This window comes from Streptomyces sp. NPDC001292, assembly GCF_042896465.1.
In the GTDB taxonomy this organism is placed as follows: Bacteria; Actinomycetota; Actinomycetes; order Streptomycetales; family Streptomycetaceae; genus Streptomyces.
This window is the reverse complement of the sequence record NZ_JBIAXG010000044.1, coordinates 46818-65342: the sequence shown is the minus strand read 5'-3', so window position 1 is coordinate 65342 and position 18525 is coordinate 46818. Positions and strand designations below refer to the sequence as shown.

15 protein-coding genes, 2 pseudogenes and 1 riboswitch are annotated in these 18525 nt (G+C 71.8%); of the genes and pseudogenes, 12 read left to right on the top strand and 5 right to left on the bottom strand.

Annotated features, from left to right (window positions below; genetic code table 11):
• Nucleotides 1-113: 113 nt before the first annotated feature.
• Nucleotides 114-1505 (bottom strand): uracil-xanthine permease family protein, encoded by a 1392-nt coding sequence (locus tag ACFY4A_RS33780; RefSeq protein WP_390833141.1) that lies wholly within the window; start codon nucleotides 1503-1505, stop codon nucleotides 114-116.
• A 107-nt stretch (nucleotides 1506-1612) separates the two neighbouring features.
• Nucleotides 1613-2824: an MFS transporter gene (locus ACFY4A_RS33775; RefSeq protein WP_390833139.1), complete on the bottom strand. Its 1212-nt coding sequence runs from the start codon at nucleotides 2822-2824 to the stop codon at nucleotides 1613-1615.
• 133 nt (nucleotides 2825-2957) lie between these two features.
• Between ACFY4A_RS33775 and ACFY4A_RS33770 the strand changes: the two genes are divergently transcribed.
• From ACFY4A_RS33770 to ACFY4A_RS33725, 10 genes are all read left to right on the top strand, one after another.
• Nucleotides 2958-4175 (top strand): ROK family transcriptional regulator, encoded by a 1218-nt coding sequence (locus ACFY4A_RS33770; RefSeq protein WP_390833138.1) that lies wholly within the window; start codon nucleotides 2958-2960, stop codon nucleotides 4173-4175.
• 370 nt (nucleotides 4176-4545) lie between these two features.
• Nucleotides 4546-4676, top strand: a riboswitch (FMN riboswitch).
• Nucleotides 4677-4829: 153 nt separating this feature from the next.
• Nucleotides 4830-5438, top strand: coding sequence for a riboflavin synthase (locus ACFY4A_RS33765; RefSeq protein ID WP_390833137.1), 609 nt, complete (start codon nucleotides 4830-4832; stop codon nucleotides 5436-5438).
• Complete coding sequence (locus ACFY4A_RS33760) at nucleotides 5435-6079, top strand: nicotinamide riboside transporter PnuC (RefSeq protein ID WP_390833136.1); 645 nt, start codon at nucleotides 5435-5437, stop codon at nucleotides 6077-6079. The genes ACFY4A_RS33765 and ACFY4A_RS33760 overlap by 4 nt, the downstream gene beginning before the upstream one ends.
• The gene (locus tag ACFY4A_RS33755; protein WP_390833135.1) at nucleotides 6076-7488 is read left to right on the top strand and encodes a bifunctional 3,4-dihydroxy-2-butanone-4-phosphate synthase/GTP cyclohydrolase II; all 1413 of its coding nucleotides are present in this window, start codon (nucleotides 6076-6078) and stop codon (nucleotides 7486-7488) included. The genes ACFY4A_RS33760 and ACFY4A_RS33755 overlap by 4 nt, the downstream gene beginning before the upstream one ends.
• A 22-nt stretch (nucleotides 7489-7510) precedes the next feature.
• Complete coding sequence (ribH, locus tag ACFY4A_RS33750; protein ID WP_390833134.1) at nucleotides 7511-7996, top strand: 6,7-dimethyl-8-ribityllumazine synthase; 486 nt, start codon at nucleotides 7511-7513, stop codon at nucleotides 7994-7996.
• A gap of 34 nt (nucleotides 7997-8030) precedes the next feature.
• Nucleotides 8031-8303, top strand: coding sequence for a phosphoribosyl-ATP diphosphatase (locus tag ACFY4A_RS33745; protein ID WP_119106228.1), 273 nt, complete (start codon nucleotides 8031-8033; stop codon nucleotides 8301-8303).
• 62 nt (nucleotides 8304-8365) lie between these two features.
• Entirely contained in the window at nucleotides 8366-9214 is an 849-nt protein-coding gene (hisG, locus tag ACFY4A_RS33740; RefSeq protein ID WP_390833133.1) for an ATP phosphoribosyltransferase, read from the top strand.
• A gap of 21 nt (nucleotides 9215-9235) precedes the next feature.
• Entirely contained in the window at nucleotides 9236-9703 is a 468-nt protein-coding gene (locus tag ACFY4A_RS33735) for a PH domain-containing protein (RefSeq protein WP_390833132.1), read from the top strand.
• Nucleotides 9704-9928: 225 nt separating this feature from the next.
• Entirely contained in the window at nucleotides 9929-11275 is a 1347-nt protein-coding gene (locus tag ACFY4A_RS33730) for a hemolysin family protein (RefSeq protein ID WP_390833131.1), read from the top strand.
• On the top strand, nucleotides 11272-12366 hold the full coding sequence (locus ACFY4A_RS33725) for a hemolysin family protein (RefSeq protein WP_390833130.1): 1095 nt from the start codon (nucleotides 11272-11274) through the stop codon (nucleotides 12364-12366). The genes ACFY4A_RS33730 and ACFY4A_RS33725 overlap by 4 nt, the downstream gene beginning before the upstream one ends.
• 32 nt (nucleotides 12367-12398) lie before the next feature.
• Here the strand turns inward: ACFY4A_RS33725 and ACFY4A_RS33720 are convergent, their stop codons facing one another.
• Both ACFY4A_RS33720 and ACFY4A_RS33715 read right to left on the bottom strand, forming a co-directional pair.
• Complete coding sequence (locus ACFY4A_RS33720) at nucleotides 12399-14264, bottom strand: AAA family ATPase (protein WP_390833129.1); 1866 nt, start codon at nucleotides 14262-14264, stop codon at nucleotides 12399-12401.
• A gap of 431 nt (nucleotides 14265-14695) precedes the next feature.
• Nucleotides 14696-15322 (bottom strand): uridine kinase, encoded by a 627-nt coding sequence (locus ACFY4A_RS33715; RefSeq protein WP_390833142.1) that lies wholly within the window; start codon nucleotides 15320-15322, stop codon nucleotides 14696-14698.
• Between the two features lie 263 nt (nucleotides 15323-15585).
• On the opposite strand from ACFY4A_RS33715, the gene ACFY4A_RS33710 reads away from it, so the two are divergent.
• Both ACFY4A_RS33710 and ACFY4A_RS33705 read left to right on the top strand, forming a co-directional pair.
• Nucleotides 15586-16962 carry a peptidase C39 family protein gene (locus tag ACFY4A_RS33710; protein ID WP_390833128.1) on the top strand — a complete coding sequence of 459 codons (1377 nt, stop codon included), beginning with the start codon at nucleotides 15586-15588 and terminating at the stop codon, nucleotides 16960-16962.
• 87 nt (nucleotides 16963-17049) lie between these two features.
• A pseudogene (locus ACFY4A_RS33705) lies at nucleotides 17050-17742 on the top strand (TetR/AcrR family transcriptional regulator).
• Nucleotides 17743-17828: 86 nt separating this feature from the next.
• Here ACFY4A_RS33705 and ACFY4A_RS33700 read toward each other — a convergent pair.
• A pseudogene (locus ACFY4A_RS33700) lies at nucleotides 17829-18463 on the bottom strand (glycosyl hydrolase family 18 protein).
• Nucleotides 18464-18525 lie beyond the last annotated feature (62 nt).

Here is an 18525-nt window from a genome sequence, read left to right as displayed (position 1 = left end):
TGCATCGCAAGGCGGAGGGTCGTCCGCGTACTGGGCGTACGCGGGCGATCCCGACAACGCGGCGAGGCGCCGTGCCAGGCGTCGCGGGGCAGGCGTGACTTTCGAAACGCGCCCTAGGGCCGGGCGCCCTCGGCTTCCTCGCCGTACGACGACGTGCCCTCGTCCAGCAGTGGCTCCTGCTTCTTGAGGTGGGCGGGCGCGAAGGCGCGCAGCGCGTGGTAGCCGGTGATGACGACCAGGGTGCCGAGCGCGATGCCGCTGAGCGAGAAGGTGTCGCTGAACTTCAAGCTGACGTTGCCGACGCCGATGATGATGCCCGCCGCGGCCGGCACCAGGTTCAGCGGGTTGCGCAGGTCGACCTTGGCGTTGATCCAGATCTGCGCGCCGAGCAGGCCGATCATGCCGTACAGGATGACGGTGATGCCGCCGAGGACACCGCCCGGGATCGCGGCCACGATCGCGCCGAACTTGGGGCAGATGCCGAACAGCAGGGCGAAGCCCGCGGCGGCCCAGTACGCGGCGGTCGAGTAGACGCGGGTCGCGGCCATCACGCCGATGTTCTCGGAGTAGGTGGTGTTCGGCGGGCCGCCCACCGCGGTCGACAACATGGAGGCCGCGCCGTCCGCCGAGATCGCGGTGCCGAGCTTGTCGTCCAGCGGGTCGCCGGTCATCTCGCCGACCGCCTTCACGTGCCCCGCGTTCTCCGCGACCAGCGCGATGACGACGGGCAGCGCCACCAGGATCGCCGACCACTGGAAGCTGGGCGCGTGGAAGGACGGCAGCCCGATCCATTCGGCCTTGCCCACGCCCGAGAGGTCCAGACGCCAGTGGTCGGTGAGCTTGCCGCTCGCGTCCACGGAGTGGATCTTTCCGAAGACCCGGTCGAAGACCCAGGAGATGCCGTAGCCGAAAACCAGCCCGAGGAAGATCGCGATCCGGGACCAGAAACCGCGCAGGCACACGACGGCCAGCCCGGTGAACAGCATCACGAACAGGGCCGTCCACTGGTCCTGCGGCCAGTAGGTGGACGCGGTCACCGGGGCGAGGTTGAAGCCGATCAGCATGACGACCGCGCCGGTGACGATCGGCGGCATCGCGGCGTGGATGATCCGCGCCCCGAAGCGCTGCACGGCGAGGCCGACCAGGAAGAGCGCGACGCCGACGACGAAGACCGCGCCGGTCACGGTGGCGCTGGTGCCGCCCTGTGCCCGGATGACCGCGGCGACGCCCACGAAGGAGAGCGAGCAGCCCAGGTAGCTGGGCACCCGGCCGCGGGTGGCGAGCAGGAAGATCACGGTCGCGACGCCCGACATCATGATCGCGAGGTTGGGGTCGAGGCCCATGAGCACGGGGGCGACGAAGGATGCGCCGAACATGGCCACGACGTGCTGGGCGCCGAGTCCTGCCGTGCGGGGCCAGGAGAGCCGTTCGTCGGGCCGGACCACTGCTCCGGGTGCGGGCGTGCGCCCGTCACCGTGCAGCTTCCAGCGCACGCCGAGGTCCATGGTGGGATTTCGCTTTCTCTGTACGTGGAGCCTGTCCGCACCATTGTCGGGGGTGCCCGGAGGTCCTGTGCCCACCCGCCCCCGCTCAGACGCCGCTCGGGCGGTGCTCAGGGCCGCGGGTCGGGGACCGCGGTGCTCGCGGGGGCGACCTTCGTCCGGTCCCGGTCGCCCGCCCAGAGCACCCCCGCGAAGGCGACCAGACCGCACGCCAGCAGGGTCACCAGGCCGAAGGACACCACCAGGCTGGTCGCCTGGGCCAGTCCGCCGATCGCGCTCGGGGCGGCGAGCCCGGAGGTGTACGTGATGGTCGCGACACCGGCGATGGCCTGGCTGGGGTTCGGGCCGCTACGGCCGGCCGCGGCGAAGCACAGTGGTACGACGACCGCGATACCGAGGCCCATCAGCGCGAACCCGGTCATCGCCACCGCCGGATGGCCCCCTGCGACGACGAACAGGCCGCCCAGGACCGCCAGCACGCCGCTCGCCCGCACCGTGCGCACGGCGCCGAACCGGTCCACCACCCGGTCGCCCGCGATCCGCGCCATCGCCATGGTGAGGGTGAAGCCCGTGGTGCAGGCCGCCGCGAGGCCGGCCGAGGTCTCCAGCTGGTGCCGCAGGTAGACCGCCGACCAGTCCAGGCTCGCGCCCTCCGCGAACACCGCGCAGAACCCGATCGCGCCGATCAGCAGCGCCGACTTCGGCGGCAGCGCGAACCGCGGCGGCGGTTCCTCGTCCTGCGCGGGCTGGAGGTCCAGCACCCAGGTGCAGGCGGCCACGCCCAGCACGGTCAGCACGGCGGCGGCCAGCAGGTGGTGCAGCCGCGCGTCCGAGCCGAGGTGCGCGGCGACCGTGCCGGCCGCCGAGCCGACCAGGGCGCCAGCGCTCCACATGCCGTGCAGGCCGGACATGATCGAGCGGTCGAGCCGGTTCTCGACCTCCACCCCGAGGGCGTTCATCGCGACGTCCGCCATGCCCGCCGTGGCGCCGTAGACGAACAGACCGAGGCACAGGGTCAGGAGGTTCGGCGCCAGGGAGGGCAGGACGAGGGCGAGGGTCCACAGGGCGATCAGGCCGCGCAGCGCGTTGCGGGCGCCGAAGCGGTGACTGATGCCGCCCGCGAGCGGCATCGCGAGGGACGCGCCGAGCGCTGGGAAGGCCAGCGCGAGCCCCAGTTGCCCGGGGCTGACCCCGGCGTGGTCCTGGATCCACGGCACACGGGTCGCGAACGTGCCCGTGACGGCGCCGTGCACGGCGAAGACGGCCGCCACGGCGTACCGGGCGCGCCGCACCTCGCGCTGTTCGTGGACCACTGCACTCATTGTCCGGCCCCTCCCGGGCTGACCGTCGTCGCCCCTCGCGCCGTCGCGCCGCCGCAAACTATCAGGGAACCTGCCTGACAGATAGCGGCCATCACGGACGCCAGCAGCCCGCAGATCTGGGAGGATTCCCGGCATGCCCGCATCCCCGAGCACCGCCCGGGCCATCAACGACCGGCTCGCCCTGCGGTTGCTTCAGCAGCAAGGACCGCTGACGGCGGGGCAGTTGAAGCAGCTCACCGGTCTGTCCCGGCCCACCGTCGCCGACCTCGTCGAACGGCTGACGACCTCCGGCCTGATCGCCGTGGTCGGTGAGTCCGGCGAGCAGCGGCGCGGGCCGAACGCGCGGCTGTACGGCATCGTCGCCGACCGCGCCCACCTGGCCGCCCTCGACGTCCGCACCGAGAGCGTGTCCGTGATCGTCGCCGACCTGCTGGGCCGGGAACTGGCCGCGGAGTCCGTGCCCATCCGCGGGGACACCGGCACCGGGCCGGCGCTGGAGCAGGCGGTCGGTCTGGTGGAGCGGGTGGTCAAGGAGGCGGGAGCGGAGCGGCTGCACACGGTCGGCATCGGCGCGCCGGGGCTGATCGACCCGGTCACCGGCGAGCTCCGCGACTCCACGGGACTGCCCGAATGGCACCGCCGGCTGGTGGCCGCGTTGCGGGAGCGGCTGCCGCGGGCCCGCGTCACCGTCGAGAACGAGACCAACCTCGCGGCGCTGGCCGAGCAGCGCTACGGGGCCGCCCGGGGCCGGGACACGTTCGTCCTGCTGTGGCTCGGCCACGGCACCGGCGCGGCCGTCGTCCTGGACGGAACCCTGCGCCGCGGTGCCTCCGGAGGCACCGGCGAGATCGGCTTCCTGCCCGTTCCGGGCACCGGCGGCCTCCCCTCGGCGACGGATTGCGCGGACGGCTTCCACTCCCTGGCCGGCGCGGCGGCGGTGACGGAACTGGCAGAGCGGTACGGGATGTCGGCGGAGGGGGGCGGGCCGGAGGGAGCGGGTGCGGAGCCGGTCGCCGCGGAACTGGTTCGGGCGGCGGTGCGGGCGACCGCGGGGGCGACCGTCTCCACGGCGGCCTCGCGCTTCCTCGACGCCTTGGCCGACCGCATCGCCCTCGGGGTCGCCTCGGTGGTGGCCGTTCTCGATCCCGGGTGCGTGGTTCTCGGGGGCGAGATCGGGCAGGCCGGTGGTGAGGTGCTCGCCGGGCGCGTGGTGGAGCGCGCCGCACGGATGTCCCCGCTGCGCACCGAGGTGAGGGCGGGCACACTCGGCGGCCGCGCGGTGCTGCGCGGCGCGCTCGTGACCGCCCGAGACCGCGCCCAGGACGACTTGTTCACCCCACCGGAGGGCTGACGCCGTCCGCACCGAAGCCGGGCCGGCCGCCTCCCTCGCTGCCCGCGCCCCCTCGCACAGGCGCCTCACGGCCCTGGCCGGTCGTCGCGCGCTTCCCGGACGCTGTACGAACTTCACAGCTCGCGCCCGGTGTTCAGCACGGCGCGGCGGAACTTGCCTGTTCCACATACCTGTTGACCTGCCTGGTCTAGTCCTCTTAGTGTCTGACTTCCGTGCAGACCGGTCCGGCGGCGGTGACGACGGCCCTTGCCCGCCGCCGGACCTCCACGCCCGCACACGGCAGCGCGGGCGGTACGTTCTGTGAGCCACCCCACACGCTTCGTCCGTGGTCATGTCGATCGGGCGTGGCACACTGGCTCTGTACCAGTAGCAGCGCACTCCGGGGTCGGTGAAAGTCCGAACCGGCGGTTACAGTCCGCGACCCGGTCGCTTCCAGCGGCCGGTTGACCAGGTGGAATTCCTGGACCGACGGTTAAAGTCCGGATGGGAGGCAGTGCGCGGCGAGCGAGCACACCCGTGTGCGCCGCCGTCTCTGGGCTCGCCCTCCGTGGGCGGGTCCCGTCCGGCGTCGTCCTCCGAGTGTCCTCACTCGTACAGTCTGCCGACGTCGGCGGCCCCGGAGTCCGTGCCCGAAGAGGCAGGAGGACCCGGGAAGTGTTCACCGGAATCGTCGAAGAGCTGGGTGAGGTCACCGCCGTCGAGGACCTCGGCGACGCCGCCCGCTTCCGGCTCCGTGGCCCCGTCGTGACCGAGGGCGCGCGGCACGGCGACTCCATCGCCGTGAACGGGGTCTGTCTCACCGTCGTGGAGCACGAGGGCGACGAGTTCACCGCCGACGTCATGGCGGAGACCCTCAAGCGCTCCAGCCTCGGCGTCCTCACCACCGGCTCCCGCGTCAACCTCGAACGCCCCACCGCCGTGGGCGCCCGCCTGGGCGGCCACATCGTGCAGGGGCACGTCGACGGCACCGGCACGATCCTGGACCGCACCCCTTCCGAGCACTGGGAGATCGTGAAGATCTCGCTGCCGCCGGACCTCGCGCGCTACGTCGTAGAGAAGGGCTCCATCACCGTCGACGGCATCAGCCTCACCGTCGTCGAGGCCGGCGACGAACACTTCACGGTCAGCCTCATCCCGACCACCCTGGCGCTGACCACCCTCGGCCTGAAGCAGCCCGGCGACCCGGTCAACCTCGAGGTGGACGTCGTCGCCAAGTACGTCGAGCGGCTGCTCGGCGACCGTGCCCGGGGAGCGGGACAGTGAACTGGCTCAACTCCGAGGCGTTCGCCCTCCTCGGGCAGCACATCAAGTGGTCGGACATGACCGGCAACGTCATCGGCCTGCTCGGACTGGCGTTCGGCTGGCGGCGCTCCATCTGGAGCTGGCCCATCCAGTTCCTGTCCGGCCTGATCCTGTTCGCCGCGTTCGCCACCGCCCACCTCTCGGGCAGCGCCGGCAAGCAGATCGTCGTCATGGTCGTCGCCGTCTACGGCTGGTGGCAGTGGAACCGCGGCAAGGGCCGGTCGGCGGACGGCCACATCGCCGTACGGTTCGCCACCTGGCGCGAGCGTGCCGTGCTGCTCGGCGCCGCCGCGGTCGGCACGGTCGCCGTCGCCGGACTGTTCCAGGCCTACCCGTCGCTGTCCTGGGACCCCTGGCCCGACGCCTACATCTTCGTCGGCACCGTCGTCGCCATGTACGCGCAGGCGCGCGGCATGGTCGAGTTCTGGTTCGCCTGGCTGCTCGTCGACGTCGTCGGCGTACCGCTCAACTTCGCCAACGGCTTCGCCTTCTCCGGCTTTGTCTACATCGTCTACGGCGCACTGGTCCTGTGGGGCATGCGCGACTGGTGGCTGCGCACCCGCAGGGACGCGCGGCCGGTCCTGGAAGGAGCGCCCGCATGACCACCCTCCCGTCTCCCACCACCGCCCCAACCGAGGCTCCCCCAGAGCAGAAGGCCTGGGGGGACCCCCATCGCGCCGCCCCTTCGATCCCGCCCGTCCTCTACAGCACCGACAACGTCGAGGACTTCGCACTCGACCCCGTCGAGCAGGCCGTCGCCGACATCGCGGCCGGCCGCCCGGTCGTGGTCGTCGACGACGAGGACCGCGAGAACGAGGGCGACCTCGTCATCGCCGCCGAGAAGGCGACCCCCGAGATCGTCGCCTTCATGATGAGCGAGTGCCGCGGCCTGATCTGCGCCCCCATGGAGGGCGAGGAACTGGACCGGCTGAAGCTGCCGCAGATGGTCGAGGAGAACACCGAGTCGATGAAGACCGCCTTCACGGTCTCCGTCGACGCCGGCGCCGCCCACGGCGTCACCACCGGCATCTCCGCCTCCGACCGCGCCACCACCCTCCAGCTGCTGGCGAGCGGCACCGCGGAGCCCACCGACCTCGTCCGGCCCGGACACGTCTTCCCGCTGCGCGCCCGCCCCGGCGGGGTGCTCGTACGCCCCGGCCACACCGAGGCCGCCGTCGACCTCGCCCGGCTCGCGGGGCTGCGTCCGGCCGGGGCGATCGTCGAGATCGCCGGCGAGGACGGCCGGATGCTCCGCCTGCCCGAACTGATCGTCTTCGCCCGCAAGCACGGTCTGACGATCATCTCCATCGAGGACCTGATCGCGTACCGGCGCTCGCCCGAGCTCCCGGCCTCGCCCGAGCAGGGGGTCGGGCCGTCCCAGCCCGCGGTCCGCCGCGAGGCCGAGGTCCGCCTGCCCACGGCGCACGGCGTCTTCACCGCGTACGGCTACCGCTCCACCGCCGACGGCGTCGAGCACGTGGCCCTGGTGCACGGCGAGATCGGCGACGGCGAGGACGTCCTGGTCCGGGTCCACTCCGAGTGCCTCACCGGAGACGTCTTCGGTTCCCAGCGCTGCGACTGCGGCCCTCAGCTGGACACCTCCCTGGAGCGCATCCAGAAGGAGGGCCGGGGAGTGGTGGTCTACCTGCGCGGCCACGAAGGGCGCGGCATCGGCCTGATGTCCAAGCTGCGCGCCTACGAGCTCCAGGAGCGCGGCCGGGACACCCTCGACGCCAACCTCGAACTCGGACTGCCCGCCGACGCCCGTGACTACGGCGCCGGCGCGCGGATCCTCCAGGACCTCGGGGTCAGGAGCGTGCGCCTGCTGACCAACAACCCCGACAAGACCGACGCCCTGCTCCGCCACGGCCTGAAGGTCACCGGACGGGAGCCGATGCCCGTCCAGGCCGGCGAGCACAACCTCCGGTACCTGCGCACCAAGCGGGACCGGATGGGGCACGACCTGCCCTGGCTGGACACCACCGCCGTGTCCACCTGCGGCAACCAGTAAGCGAAGAGACTCGAGGAGACACGTGAGCGGCAAGGGTGCACCGGAACTGTCCGTCCGGAACGTCGGGGACCTCAGGGTCGCCGTCGTCGCGGCGCAGTGGCACGAGAAGGTGATGGACGGACTGGTGGACGGGGCCCTGCGGGCCCTGCACGAGCTGGGGATCGACGAGCCGACCCTGCTGCGGGTTCCGGGCAGTTTCGAGCTCCCGGTGGTGGCGAAGGTCCTGGCCGGCCGCGGCTACGACGCGATCGTCGCCCTCGGCGTCGTCATCCGGGGCGGCACCCCACACTTCGACTATGTGTGCCAAGGCGTCACCAACGGCCTGACCCAGGTGTCGGTCGACACCGGTGTTCCCGTCGGCTTCGGCGTGCTCACCTGCGACACCGAGGAGCAGGCCCTGGACCGGGCCGGCCTGGAGGGATCCAGCGAGGACAAGGGCCACGAGGCGGTCACCGCGGCGGTCGCGACCGCCGCCACCCTGCGCTCGGTATCCGAACCCTGGCGGTGAGCAGTCGCCCGGAGCGCGTAGGGTTGGCACCACCATGTCCAAGAAGACGTTCGAGGAGCTCTTCACCGAGCTCCAGCACAAGGCCGCAAGCGGCGACCCCGCCACCTCCCGCACCGCCGAGCTGGTGGGCAAGGGCGTCCATGCCATCGGCAAGAAGGTCGTCGAGGAGGCCGCCGAGGTCTGGATGGCCGCCGAGTACGAGGGCAAGGAGGCGGCCGCCGAGGAGATCTCGCAGCTGCTGTACCACGTCCAGGTGATGATGGTCGCCCGCGGCATCTCCCTGGACGACGTCTACGCCCACCTCTGAGCACTTCGAGCACCAGCAACCGCACACACTGTCGTACGAGACGAACAAAGGAAGCCGACCTCATGCTGCGCATCGCCGTCCCCAACAAGGGTTCACTCTCCGGCCCTGCGGCGGACATGCTGCATGAGGCCGGCTATCAGCAACGGCGCGAGTCCAAGGAGCTGCGGATCGTCGACCCGGTCAACGAGGTCGAGTTCTTCTACCTCCGCCCCCGCGACATCGCGATCTACGTCTCCACCGGCCGCCTGGACATCGGCATCACCGGCCGCGACCTGCTCATCGACTCCGGAGCGGGCGCCGAGGAGATCCTGCCGCTCGGCTTCGCCCGCTCCACGTTCCACTACGCGGCCAAGCCCGGCACGGTCGGCGACGTCGCGGACCTGAACGGCAAGACGGTCGCCACGTCCTACGAGGGCATCGTCAGCAAGCACCTCGCCGACAGCGGCATCGACGCCTCCGTCGTCCACCTGGACGGCGCCGTCGAAACCGCCATCGAACTCGGTGTCGCCGAGGTCATCGCCGACGTCGTCGAGACCGGCACGTCCCTGCGCAACGCCGGCCTGGAGATCGTCGGCGAGTCGATCATGAAGTCCGAGGCAATCGTCGTACGCCGCACCGGCGCCGACGCCGAGGAGCCCAAGGTGCAGCAGTTCCTGCGCCGCCTCCAGGGCGTCCTGGTGGCCCGGACGTACGTGATGATGGACTACGACTGCCGGGTCGAGCAGCTGGAGAAGGCCGTCGCGCTCACCCCGGGCCTGGAGTCCCCGACCGTCTCCCCGCTGCACAACGAGGGCTGGGTCGCCGTGCGCGCCATGGTCCCCGCCAAGGAGGCGCAGCGGATCATGGACGATCTGTACGAGCTCGGCGCGCGGGCCATCCTCACCACGGCCATCCACGCCTGCCGCCTCTGAGGGACGAGGAGGCACCCACAGATGTCCGACCTGCCCGCACTTCCCGTCACCTTCCGGCCCGGCCGCACCCGCGCCGTCCTGCTCACCGCCGGGGCCGCCATATTCGTGGTCATCACGACCGTGGGGCTGCTGCTGGACCAGCTCAGCCCCGGCGAACGGGTGAGTTTCGGCTTCACCGGCGCGCTCCTGGCCGGGGTCCTGGTCCTGCTCGCCCGGCCGAAGGTGGTCGCCGACGACTCGGGTGTCACCGTCGTCAACATCGCCGGCCGCCGCCGTCTGGCGTGGGCGGAGATAATACAGGTCAACCTGCGCCCAGGTGATCCGTGGGTGTTCCTGAACCTCAGCGACGGCACCAGCCTGGCCGCGCTGGGCATCCAGCCGGGGATAGGGAAACAGCAGGCCATCGCCGACGCGCGCGCCCTGCGCGCGCTCGTCGAAGCCCGTTCGGTCCCCGGCCCGGAGCGCTCCCCGGACGAACCTCAGGGCTGACTCGGGGGCGTCCACCCTGCCGCATCGGCCGGTGTCTTGATTAATCTGGTTACGGACGCGTTTTCGCTGCGCCTCCGCCCCTGGGTTCCACGACCGGTGCCAGGGGCTCCTGCTACCCGAGGAGTGACTCCCTCCGGCGATGGACGGATCGTCCTGCAGTACCTGCGCCGCCCCCTGCCGACATAGCGCGGACCTGTTCCGCGTGAACGCGGAGGCGGCGGCATCATGACCACCCCCCTGCTGCTCCTGGGAGCGGCGTTCCTGCTCATTCTCGCCAACGGCTTCTTCGTCGCGGCCGAGTTCGGCCTGGTCACGGTCGAGCGCCCGGACGCCGAGAAGGCCGCAGAGGAGGGCGACAGACGGGCCCTGAGGGTCGTCGAGTCCCTCAAGGAGCTGTCCTTCCAGCTCTCCGGCACCCAGCTCGGCATCACCATCACCTCCCTGGTCGTCGGCATGCTCGCCGAACCCGCGCTGGCCGGGCTGCTGCGCGGCCCGTTCGCGGCCGCCGGTGTCCCCGACGGGGCCGTCTCCGGCGTCGCCGTCGTCGTCGGCATGCTGCTGGCCTCGGCGGTCCAGATGGTGATCGGCGAGCTCGTACCCAAGAACTGGGCGGTCTCCCGGCCCCTTCAGGTGGCGCGCTTCGTGGCCGGCCCGCAGCACCTCTTCTCGCGCCTGTTCCACCCGGTGATCGCCGCGCTCAACACGGTCGCCAACCGGCTGGTGCGCGCCCTGGGCGTCGAACCCACGGAGGAACTGGCCTCCGCCCGCACCCCCGGCGAGCTGGTCTCGCTGGCCCGCCACTCGGCCCGGGCCGGCGCCCTCGAACAGGACACCGCGGACCTCTTCGTGCGCACCCTGTCCCTGGGCGACCTGACCGCGCAGCACGTCATGACGCCGCGCGTGAAGGTCAGCGCGCTGCAGTCCTCGGCGACCGCCGAGGACGTGGTCAACCTCACCCGTGCCACCGGCCTGTCCCGCTTCCCCGTCTACCACGAGAAGATCGACGAGGTCGTCGGCATGGTCCACCTCAAGGACGCCCTCGCTGTGCCGTCCGACGAGTGGCTGCGCACCCCGGTGGGCCGTATCGCCCGCCCGGCGCTGCTGGTGCCCGAGACCCTGCCGGTGCAGCCGCTGCTCGCCCAGCTGCGCAACGAGCAGCCGATCGCGGTCGTCGTCGACGAGTACGGCGGAACCGCGGGCGTCGTCACCCTGGAGGACATCGTCGAGGAACTCGTCGGCGAGGTCCGCGACGAGCACGACGCCACGGACGTGCCGGAACTCGCGCCGGCCCCGCCCGAGGACGGCAGCCCCGCCTGGGACGTCGACGGCGGCTGCCGTGTCGACCTGCTCCGGCGGATCGGCCTGGACGCTCCCGAGGGCCCGTACGAGACCGTCGCCGGACTGGTCGCCGACCTGCTCGGCCGCATCCCGGCCGCCGGCGACCGCGCCGAGCTGCCGGGCTGGCGGCTGGCCGTGCGCCAGGTCGGGCACTACCGCGCGGAGCGGGTCCGGCTGGTGCGCAGCGCCAGTGCGGCGGACCCGGTCCCGGCCGTGGCGGAGGCCGCCCGATGAGCGTGATCCAACTCCTCTTCGCCGCGCTGCTGGTCCTCGCCAACGGCTTCTTCGTCGGCGCCGAATTCGCCCTCGTCTCCGTCCGCCGCAGCCAGATCGAACCGCTCGGCACGGCCCGGGCCCGCCAGGTGCTGCACGGCCTCGAGCGGCTGCCGCAGATGATGGCCGCCGCCCAGTTCGGCATCACCGTCTGCTCGCTGACCCTGGGGGCCGTCGCCGAACCGACGGTGGCCCGCCTGCTGGAGCCGGTGTTCGCATGGCTCCACATGCCCAGCGGCATGGTCCACCCGCTCGGCTACGTCATCGCACTCGCGGCCGTGGTCTTCTTCCACCTCGTCATCGGCGAGATGGTGCCGAAGAACCTCGCGATGGCCGCGCCGGAGAAGGCCGCGCTGTGGCTCGGCCCCGGTCTGGTCGCCTTCGCCCGGCTGTGCCGGCCGATCACGGCGGCCCTCGGCGCCTGTGCCAAGGGTGTCCTGCGGCTCTTCCGCGTCGAGCCCAAGGACGAGGTCGAGGCCGCCTTCACCAGCGTCCAGCTGGGCCGACTGGTGGAGGACTCCCGCCAGGCGGGGCTGCTGGACCCCGAGGAGCAGGAGCGTCTGGAGGACGCCCTGGAGCTGGGCTCGCACCCGGTGACCGACGTCCTCCTCCCGCGTGAGGCGCTGGTCACGGTTGGTCCGTCGGTCACCTCGGCCGAGATCGTCGCGCTCACCGCCCGCACCGGCTACTCCCGCTTCCCGGTCGCCGCCGGCAACGGCGCCTTCCTGGGCTACGTGCACGTCAAGGACGTCCTCGACGTGGAGGACGCCGAGCAGGCCGTACCGCAGCGGACGTGGCGCCCGATGACGACCCTGCGGGCCGAGCTGCCGCTGGACGACGCCCTGACCGTCATGCGCCGGGCGGCCACCCACCTGGCCCAGGTGGCGGACGCCTCCGGCAAGGTGCTGGGCCTGGTGGCCCTGGAGGACGTACTGGAACTGCTCGTGGGCGAGGTGCGCGACCCCGCGCACCGCGCGGCGACCGAGGTACGGCTGACCGAGCCCCGGGTGAGCGGGGAGCCGGAGGAGGCACTGGCCACGCAGGTCCTGTGAGGCACGCGGACGAGGAACCCGGGGTCCGTCCGTCACAGGGCTGACGGATCCTGGGGCCCCCGCCCCGACAGCACCTCCCCGTACGCCTGCATCAGGTCCGGCAGCCGCAATGTCGATAAGTCGTCCCGGGACGGCGTTCCGGGGTACGTCGACAAACGCAGGTCCCGGTAGGCGCAGCTCTTCTCGTACAGGGTCCGCAGGAACCGACCGTTGCCGAGTTCGTCGATCCACCCCTGGTCGACCACGTGCCCGGCGATCGAGTGCAGCTCGTCCCGGGCCTCGTCGTCCCACAGGTCGCCGTTCTCCGCGGCGAGCACCTTGCCGATCTCGGTGAGTTCCGCGGGCCGGTACGACGGGAAGTCCACCCGGGTGGTGAAGCGGGACGACAGCCCGGGGTTGGCGGCGAGCAGGCGGTCCATGCCCTCGGGGTAGCCGGCGAGGATCACCACCAGGTGGTCGCGGTTGTCCTCGGCCCGCTTGAGCAGCACCTGCAGGGCCTCGTCGCCGTACGCGTCGCCCTTGCCGTAGCCCGAATTGGACAGGGAGTAGGCCTCGTCGACGAAGAGCACGCCGCCGATCGCGGAGTCGATGAGCTCGTTGGCCTTGACGGCGGTCTGCCCCAGGTACTCGCCGACCAGATCGGCCCGCTGTGCCTCCACAAGGTGGTCGCCGCCGAGCAGGCCGAGCGCGTAGAAGACGCGGCCGAGGATGCGGGCGACCGTCGTCTTGCCGGTGCCAGAGGGGCCGGAGAAGACGAAGTGGCGTTTGGGCGGCTGCACGGGCAGCCCCTGCCCGGCCCGGAGCCGCGCCATGTTCAACTGCGCGGACAGGGCCTTGACCTGCCGTTTCACCGGTTCGAGACCCACCATGCGCTCGAGTTCGGCCAGTGCTTCCTCCAGTAACGCGGGGTCGGTCGGCCCGGTGGGCAGCGGCGCGTCGGCGGCCGGAGTGCGCCGGCGCACCGCCGGATCTGTCACCGACGGCAGCGGACCGGTCACCGGCAGGTCGGTCCCGGACAACTTCAGGTCCCGGCCCTCGGTGCCGAACAGCGGGTCCAGCAGATCGGGGCCGTCCATGATGTCCTGCCCGAGGCCGGTGAGAGTGATCGCGGCGAGGCCGGCCGTGTCCTCGTACCCGTCGCCCTCGGCGATCGCCGCGAGCCGTGCCGAGGTGTCCATGAAGGCCGGATCGACCCGGTGCACCGCCCGGTACAGGGGGAGCGCCGCGGCGCTGCGGCCGGTGCCCTCGTGGGCCCGTGCCAGCCAGTACCTGAGTTCCTTGCGCTGCGGCTGCTCGCTGCGGCAGCGCATCAGCGCGGCCGACAGCAGCGGCTCGGCCTGCCCGTACATCTCCAGGCGCACCCGGGCCATGCCGCCGAACAGGCCGGCCTCGATGCCGAGCAGCGGATCGTCGAGCAGCGGGTCGGTGTGCCGGACGAGCTGCTCCCAGTCCTTGACGAGGTAGGCGCGGCAGGCGTGCAGAAAGCGGACCTGGGTGTCGGCGTCCACCGGCGGCAGCCCGGCCAGCGCGCGGTCCAGTTCGGGGACGTGGCGGCCGTCCAGCCAGTGCGAGGCGTGCGCGAGCAGCAGGTCGCGCGGACTCTCCAGCACGGGCTGCACCCACCAGCCCAGCCAGTACCAGGAGTTGAGGGTGCGGCGGTGCCGGGCGCGCTGTTCTCCGAAACGGTCGCGGTGCCGGAACATCCTGAGCAGCGCGGTCGTCGTGTCGACGCGCAACGCGTGCAGGCCGAGCCAGCCGTCGGCCATCCCGGGGTCCAGCCGCACCGCGGCCCGGAACTCCTCCTCCGCCTGCGGATAGGCGCCCATGGTGTAGGCGTCCACGCCTCGCAGCCACGCGAGGTCGGCCGGGGCCGTCGGGCCCCGCGTGCCGAAGTCCATCACGTCCCCCACAAACCGTGCCCCCGAAGGTTCGCCGCCAGGCATCCACCCGACGGCTTCCTGTGGTCGAACCGCTGTACCGCGGACCGGAGTTGCAGGTGCGCGAAGCAATCGTTCGAAGGTCGCACCGAGGGCATCGTACCCGCGGGGCCATCGCCCGCCGAAGGGTGCCGCAGGGGCCGTTCGGTGAGGTGGCGGCGGACGGGACGAACCCGGCGTGGTGACCCAGTGTGAGCGAATGGCGTCGCGCAGCGTCCGGAAAACGCGAGGAGGGCAGAACGAAGCCCCCGATCACGGGGGAACAACCGGGGGCTTCGTGACTGCGGGCGGTTCGCTATGACCGCTCATTGAGAACGTAAGACCTGTACGGCCCCCGGGTCAAGCGGAGTTGAGGGACTCGGCAAAGTTGCCCGGCAAGGGACTTCACAAGTTCAGCACAATGCCGACGACCCGTCACGGTGGGTGACGATCTGGTCCGGTCCAACGGCCCCGGCAGGGCCCCCCAGCACCTCGTATCCCTTCGGCAACTGCCGTACCAGAAGATCCGCGAAGGGCCGCGAGGGGTCCTCGGCGAAGTGCCGCCGCTCGGCCTCGACCCACCTGGACCAGAACTCCCGCTGCTCCTCGCCGTCCCGCGACCGGCCGCGCCCCCAGGCCTCCTCGCGGGGCAGGTCCATCCACAGCAGGTGCGCCAGATGCCGACGCAGCGCCCGCCGTCCGGCGCCCACGCCCTCGACGAGGATCACGGGAGCCGGCGGCAGCTCCCGGGCGGACCCGAACCGCCGCGCCCGCCAGTCGTAGGGGGCATAGCGTGCCGTCGCCCCCCGTCCGAGCGGCTCGACGACCTCACTCAGCAGCCGCCCCTCCCAGTCGAACAGTTCCTCATGGCTCGCGACGTCGTCCAGGTGCAGCACGGGCGCGCCCCCCAGCGCCACGGCCAATTTCCCCGTGAACGTGGACTTCCCGGAGCCCGCGTGCCCGTCGATGCCGACCAGCCGCACGGTCCCGCAGGACGGCGGCGCACCACGAAGGAGAGTGGCGAGAGCGCGGATGGCGATTCCCGGAGTGTGAAGAGGATGACGGTGTGTGCTCCGTGGGCATTCTAGTGACCGCTCCCCCGCGCCGCCGGTGGCCGCGGCGGGTGGCGCGGGCGGCCGGGTGCCCGGCTTGGCGGGGGCTCGGCGCAGGTCATGCCAGTGGTGGAGACCAATATTGGTGGGCGTGGCGTGTGTCGAAGTGCTGGCAGGAGGCGGGTGGCGCGGCCATAGTGGGCGCAGCCACGGACCCGCCCCGACGTCGGACACCTGGGGGTCATCCACCCATGAGCAGAGCCGAACAGCCGTCCCGCAGATCCGTCCTGGCCGTCGCCATCGCCGCGGCGGCGATGGCGGGTGGCGCGGCCCCGGTGGCCGCCGCGACCACGGCCGCACCCGCCGCCGGCGCCAAGGACGCCGGAGCCGCCCCGGCCCGCCCGGTCGACTACCGCGCCTGGACCACGTACACCGACTGGCGTGCGGGCGCGGCCCGCGGCACCCGCGCCGTCGCGGGCGCCCGGCCAGGCCTCGAGATCGCGCAGCCCGCGGGCACCACCGACTACACCGACCCGCACACCGGCACGACCGCGACCTGGGAGTACGCCACTTGGACCAGCCCGGTGCACCGGCTGTCCGTGCCGGCCACGGAGGCGGTCGCATCCTGGAACGCGCACACCCCGGCCGGCACCTGGATCCAGGTCGAACTGCGGGGCACGTACTCCGACGGCACGGACACCCCCTGGTACGTGATGGGCCGCTGGGCGGCCGGCGACCAGGACATCAAACGGACCTCCGTCGACGGCCAGAGCGACGGTCGCAGCACGATCTGGACGGACACCTTCTCCCTGGACGACCCGGCCTCCGGGCTGCGTCTCACCTCCTACCGGCTGCGGCTCACCCTCCACCGCAGGCCCGGCACCCGGCTCACGCCCACCGTCTGGCGGATCGGAGCCATGGGCTCCGACGTCCCCGACCGCTTCACCGTCCCGGCCTCCACACCCGGCGTGGCCAAGGAGTTGATCGTCCCGCGCTACTCGCAGTCGATCCACTCCGGCCAGTACCCCGAGTACGACAACGGCGGCGAGGCCTGGTGCAGCCCCACCTCCTCCCAGATGATCATCGAGTACTGGGGTGGGCGGCTCACCCCCGAGCAACTGTCCTGGGTCGACCCGTCCTACGCCGACCCGCAGGTCTGCAACGCGGCCCGGTACACGTACGACTACCAGTACGAAGGCTGTGGCAACTGGCCCTTCAACGCCGCCTACGCGGCCACCTTCAAGGATCTGCGGGGAGTGGTGACCCGGCTCGGCTCGCTCACCGACCTGGAGACGCTGATCGCGGCCGGCATCCCGGCCATAACGTCCCAGTCCTTCCTCAGCACCGAGCTGACCGGCGCCGGTTACGGCACCAACGGCCACCTCATGACCGTCATCGGGTTCACCGCCGAAGGTGATGTGATCGCCAACGACCCGGCCTCGCCGAACGACGCGGCGGTACGGCGCGTGTACCGGCGCCGGGAGTTCGAGAACATCTGGCTCAGGACCAAGCGCTACAACGCTTCCGGCAAGGTCGCCTCCGGCTCCGGCGGCATCTGCTACCTGTACTTCCCGGCCCGCCTCACGGGCCACCAGCGCGAGGCGCTCGCCGCCGTGGGAGTGAGCTGACGGGAGCTGCGCGTGCACGAAGGCCCCGGGCGACCGGGGCCTTTCCGGCGACCTGCCTCCGCACCCTGCCGGCCTGCCATACTGCGGATGTCCGACCGCCAGTTGGAGGCCAGGGTCGAATTGAATGTCAGTCAACCGCGCAAGACCGCAGGCCCCCGGGTGCGCGGCACCGAGCGCTCCGAGGGTCGTCGCGCCGAACTCCTCGCCATCGGACGGAGGTTGTTCGCCGATACGTCCTACGACGCCCTGTCGATGGACGACATCGCCCGGCAGGCCCATGTGGCCAAGGGACTGATCTACTACTACTTCCGGTCCAAGCGCGGCTACTAACTGGCGATCATCGAGGACTCCGTCGCCGACCTGGTCACCTTCGCGGCGCGCGGCCTGGAAATGCCGGCCGTGGACCGGGTGCACCGCAACATCGACGGCTGCCTCCGCTACGCGGAGCACAACCAGGCCGCCTACCGCACCGTCGTCAGCGGCGGCGTCGGCTTCGACACCGAGGTGCACGCCATCCGGGACGGCGTGCGCGAGGCCATCGTCGCGACCATCGCGGAGGGCGCCTACGGCCGTACGGCCATCGCCCCGGTGGCCCGCATGGGGCTGCTCGCCTGGGTGTGCAGTGTCGAGGGCGCCACCCTGGACTGGATCGGCCGGCCCGAACTCTCCCGGGACACCATGCGTGAGTTGCTGGTGAAGACACTCGGCGGCGCGCTGCGCGCCATCGAGGAGATCGACCCGACCCATCCGGCCCCCGCACCCGCCCGCCGCGACGGCTGAGCAGCAGGGGTCCAAGGAGAAGCGAGGAGAGGGGCGAGGGGCGGAGGGGGTGCTCGCCCTCCGCCCCTGCCTCCCCGGGTGCGGCGCTACTTGATCGCCTTGGTCAGCTCACCGCTGCCGTGTCCCCGCTCAGTTCCCAGAAGAACGTCCCGCGGAGACCCTGGTCGTTCTTGTACGTCATCTTGGTCGCGACGGTCGCCGGAGTGTCGTAACTCCGCTATTCGCCGCCGCACTTGGCGTACGCGGTGCCGCCCACTGTGCCGGTCGCGGGGACTTGGTCTTCAGCACCCTGTAGTCGTCGATGCCCTGTTCGTAACGTGCCCGCCGCCGGTCCGGTCGCCTGGCCGCCGGGCGCGGACCGGGTGACGCCGGGTGTCGGCGATCCCGTCCACCGACTCGTCGGCGGTGTGGGCGCGGCCGGTCGCCGCGTAAGAGTCGCCCGTGGCTGGCGCACTTGCCGCCGGTGACGTCGCCGAAGGCGTAGTTGATGTGGGTGAGCTTCGCCGCGGAGCCGAAGGTCTCGATGTCCTTGACGAGGTACTTGCGGTCGTAGACGCCCCATTCGGTGAAGTAGCCGACCACCTTGGAGCCCGCGGCGGCCGTCTGTGCGACGGACCGGGTGGGGTGGCGGTGGCGGTGCCCGCGCCGGCGAGCGGCCTGGCGCCGAGCGTGACGGTACAGGCGCGGACAGCAGCGCCCGGAGGCGGTGGGGAATGTGCATCGGGTGTCTCCTCGTGGGGGAGAGGGGATCGCCGATTGGTATGAACGCGGTAAGCGTTGAGT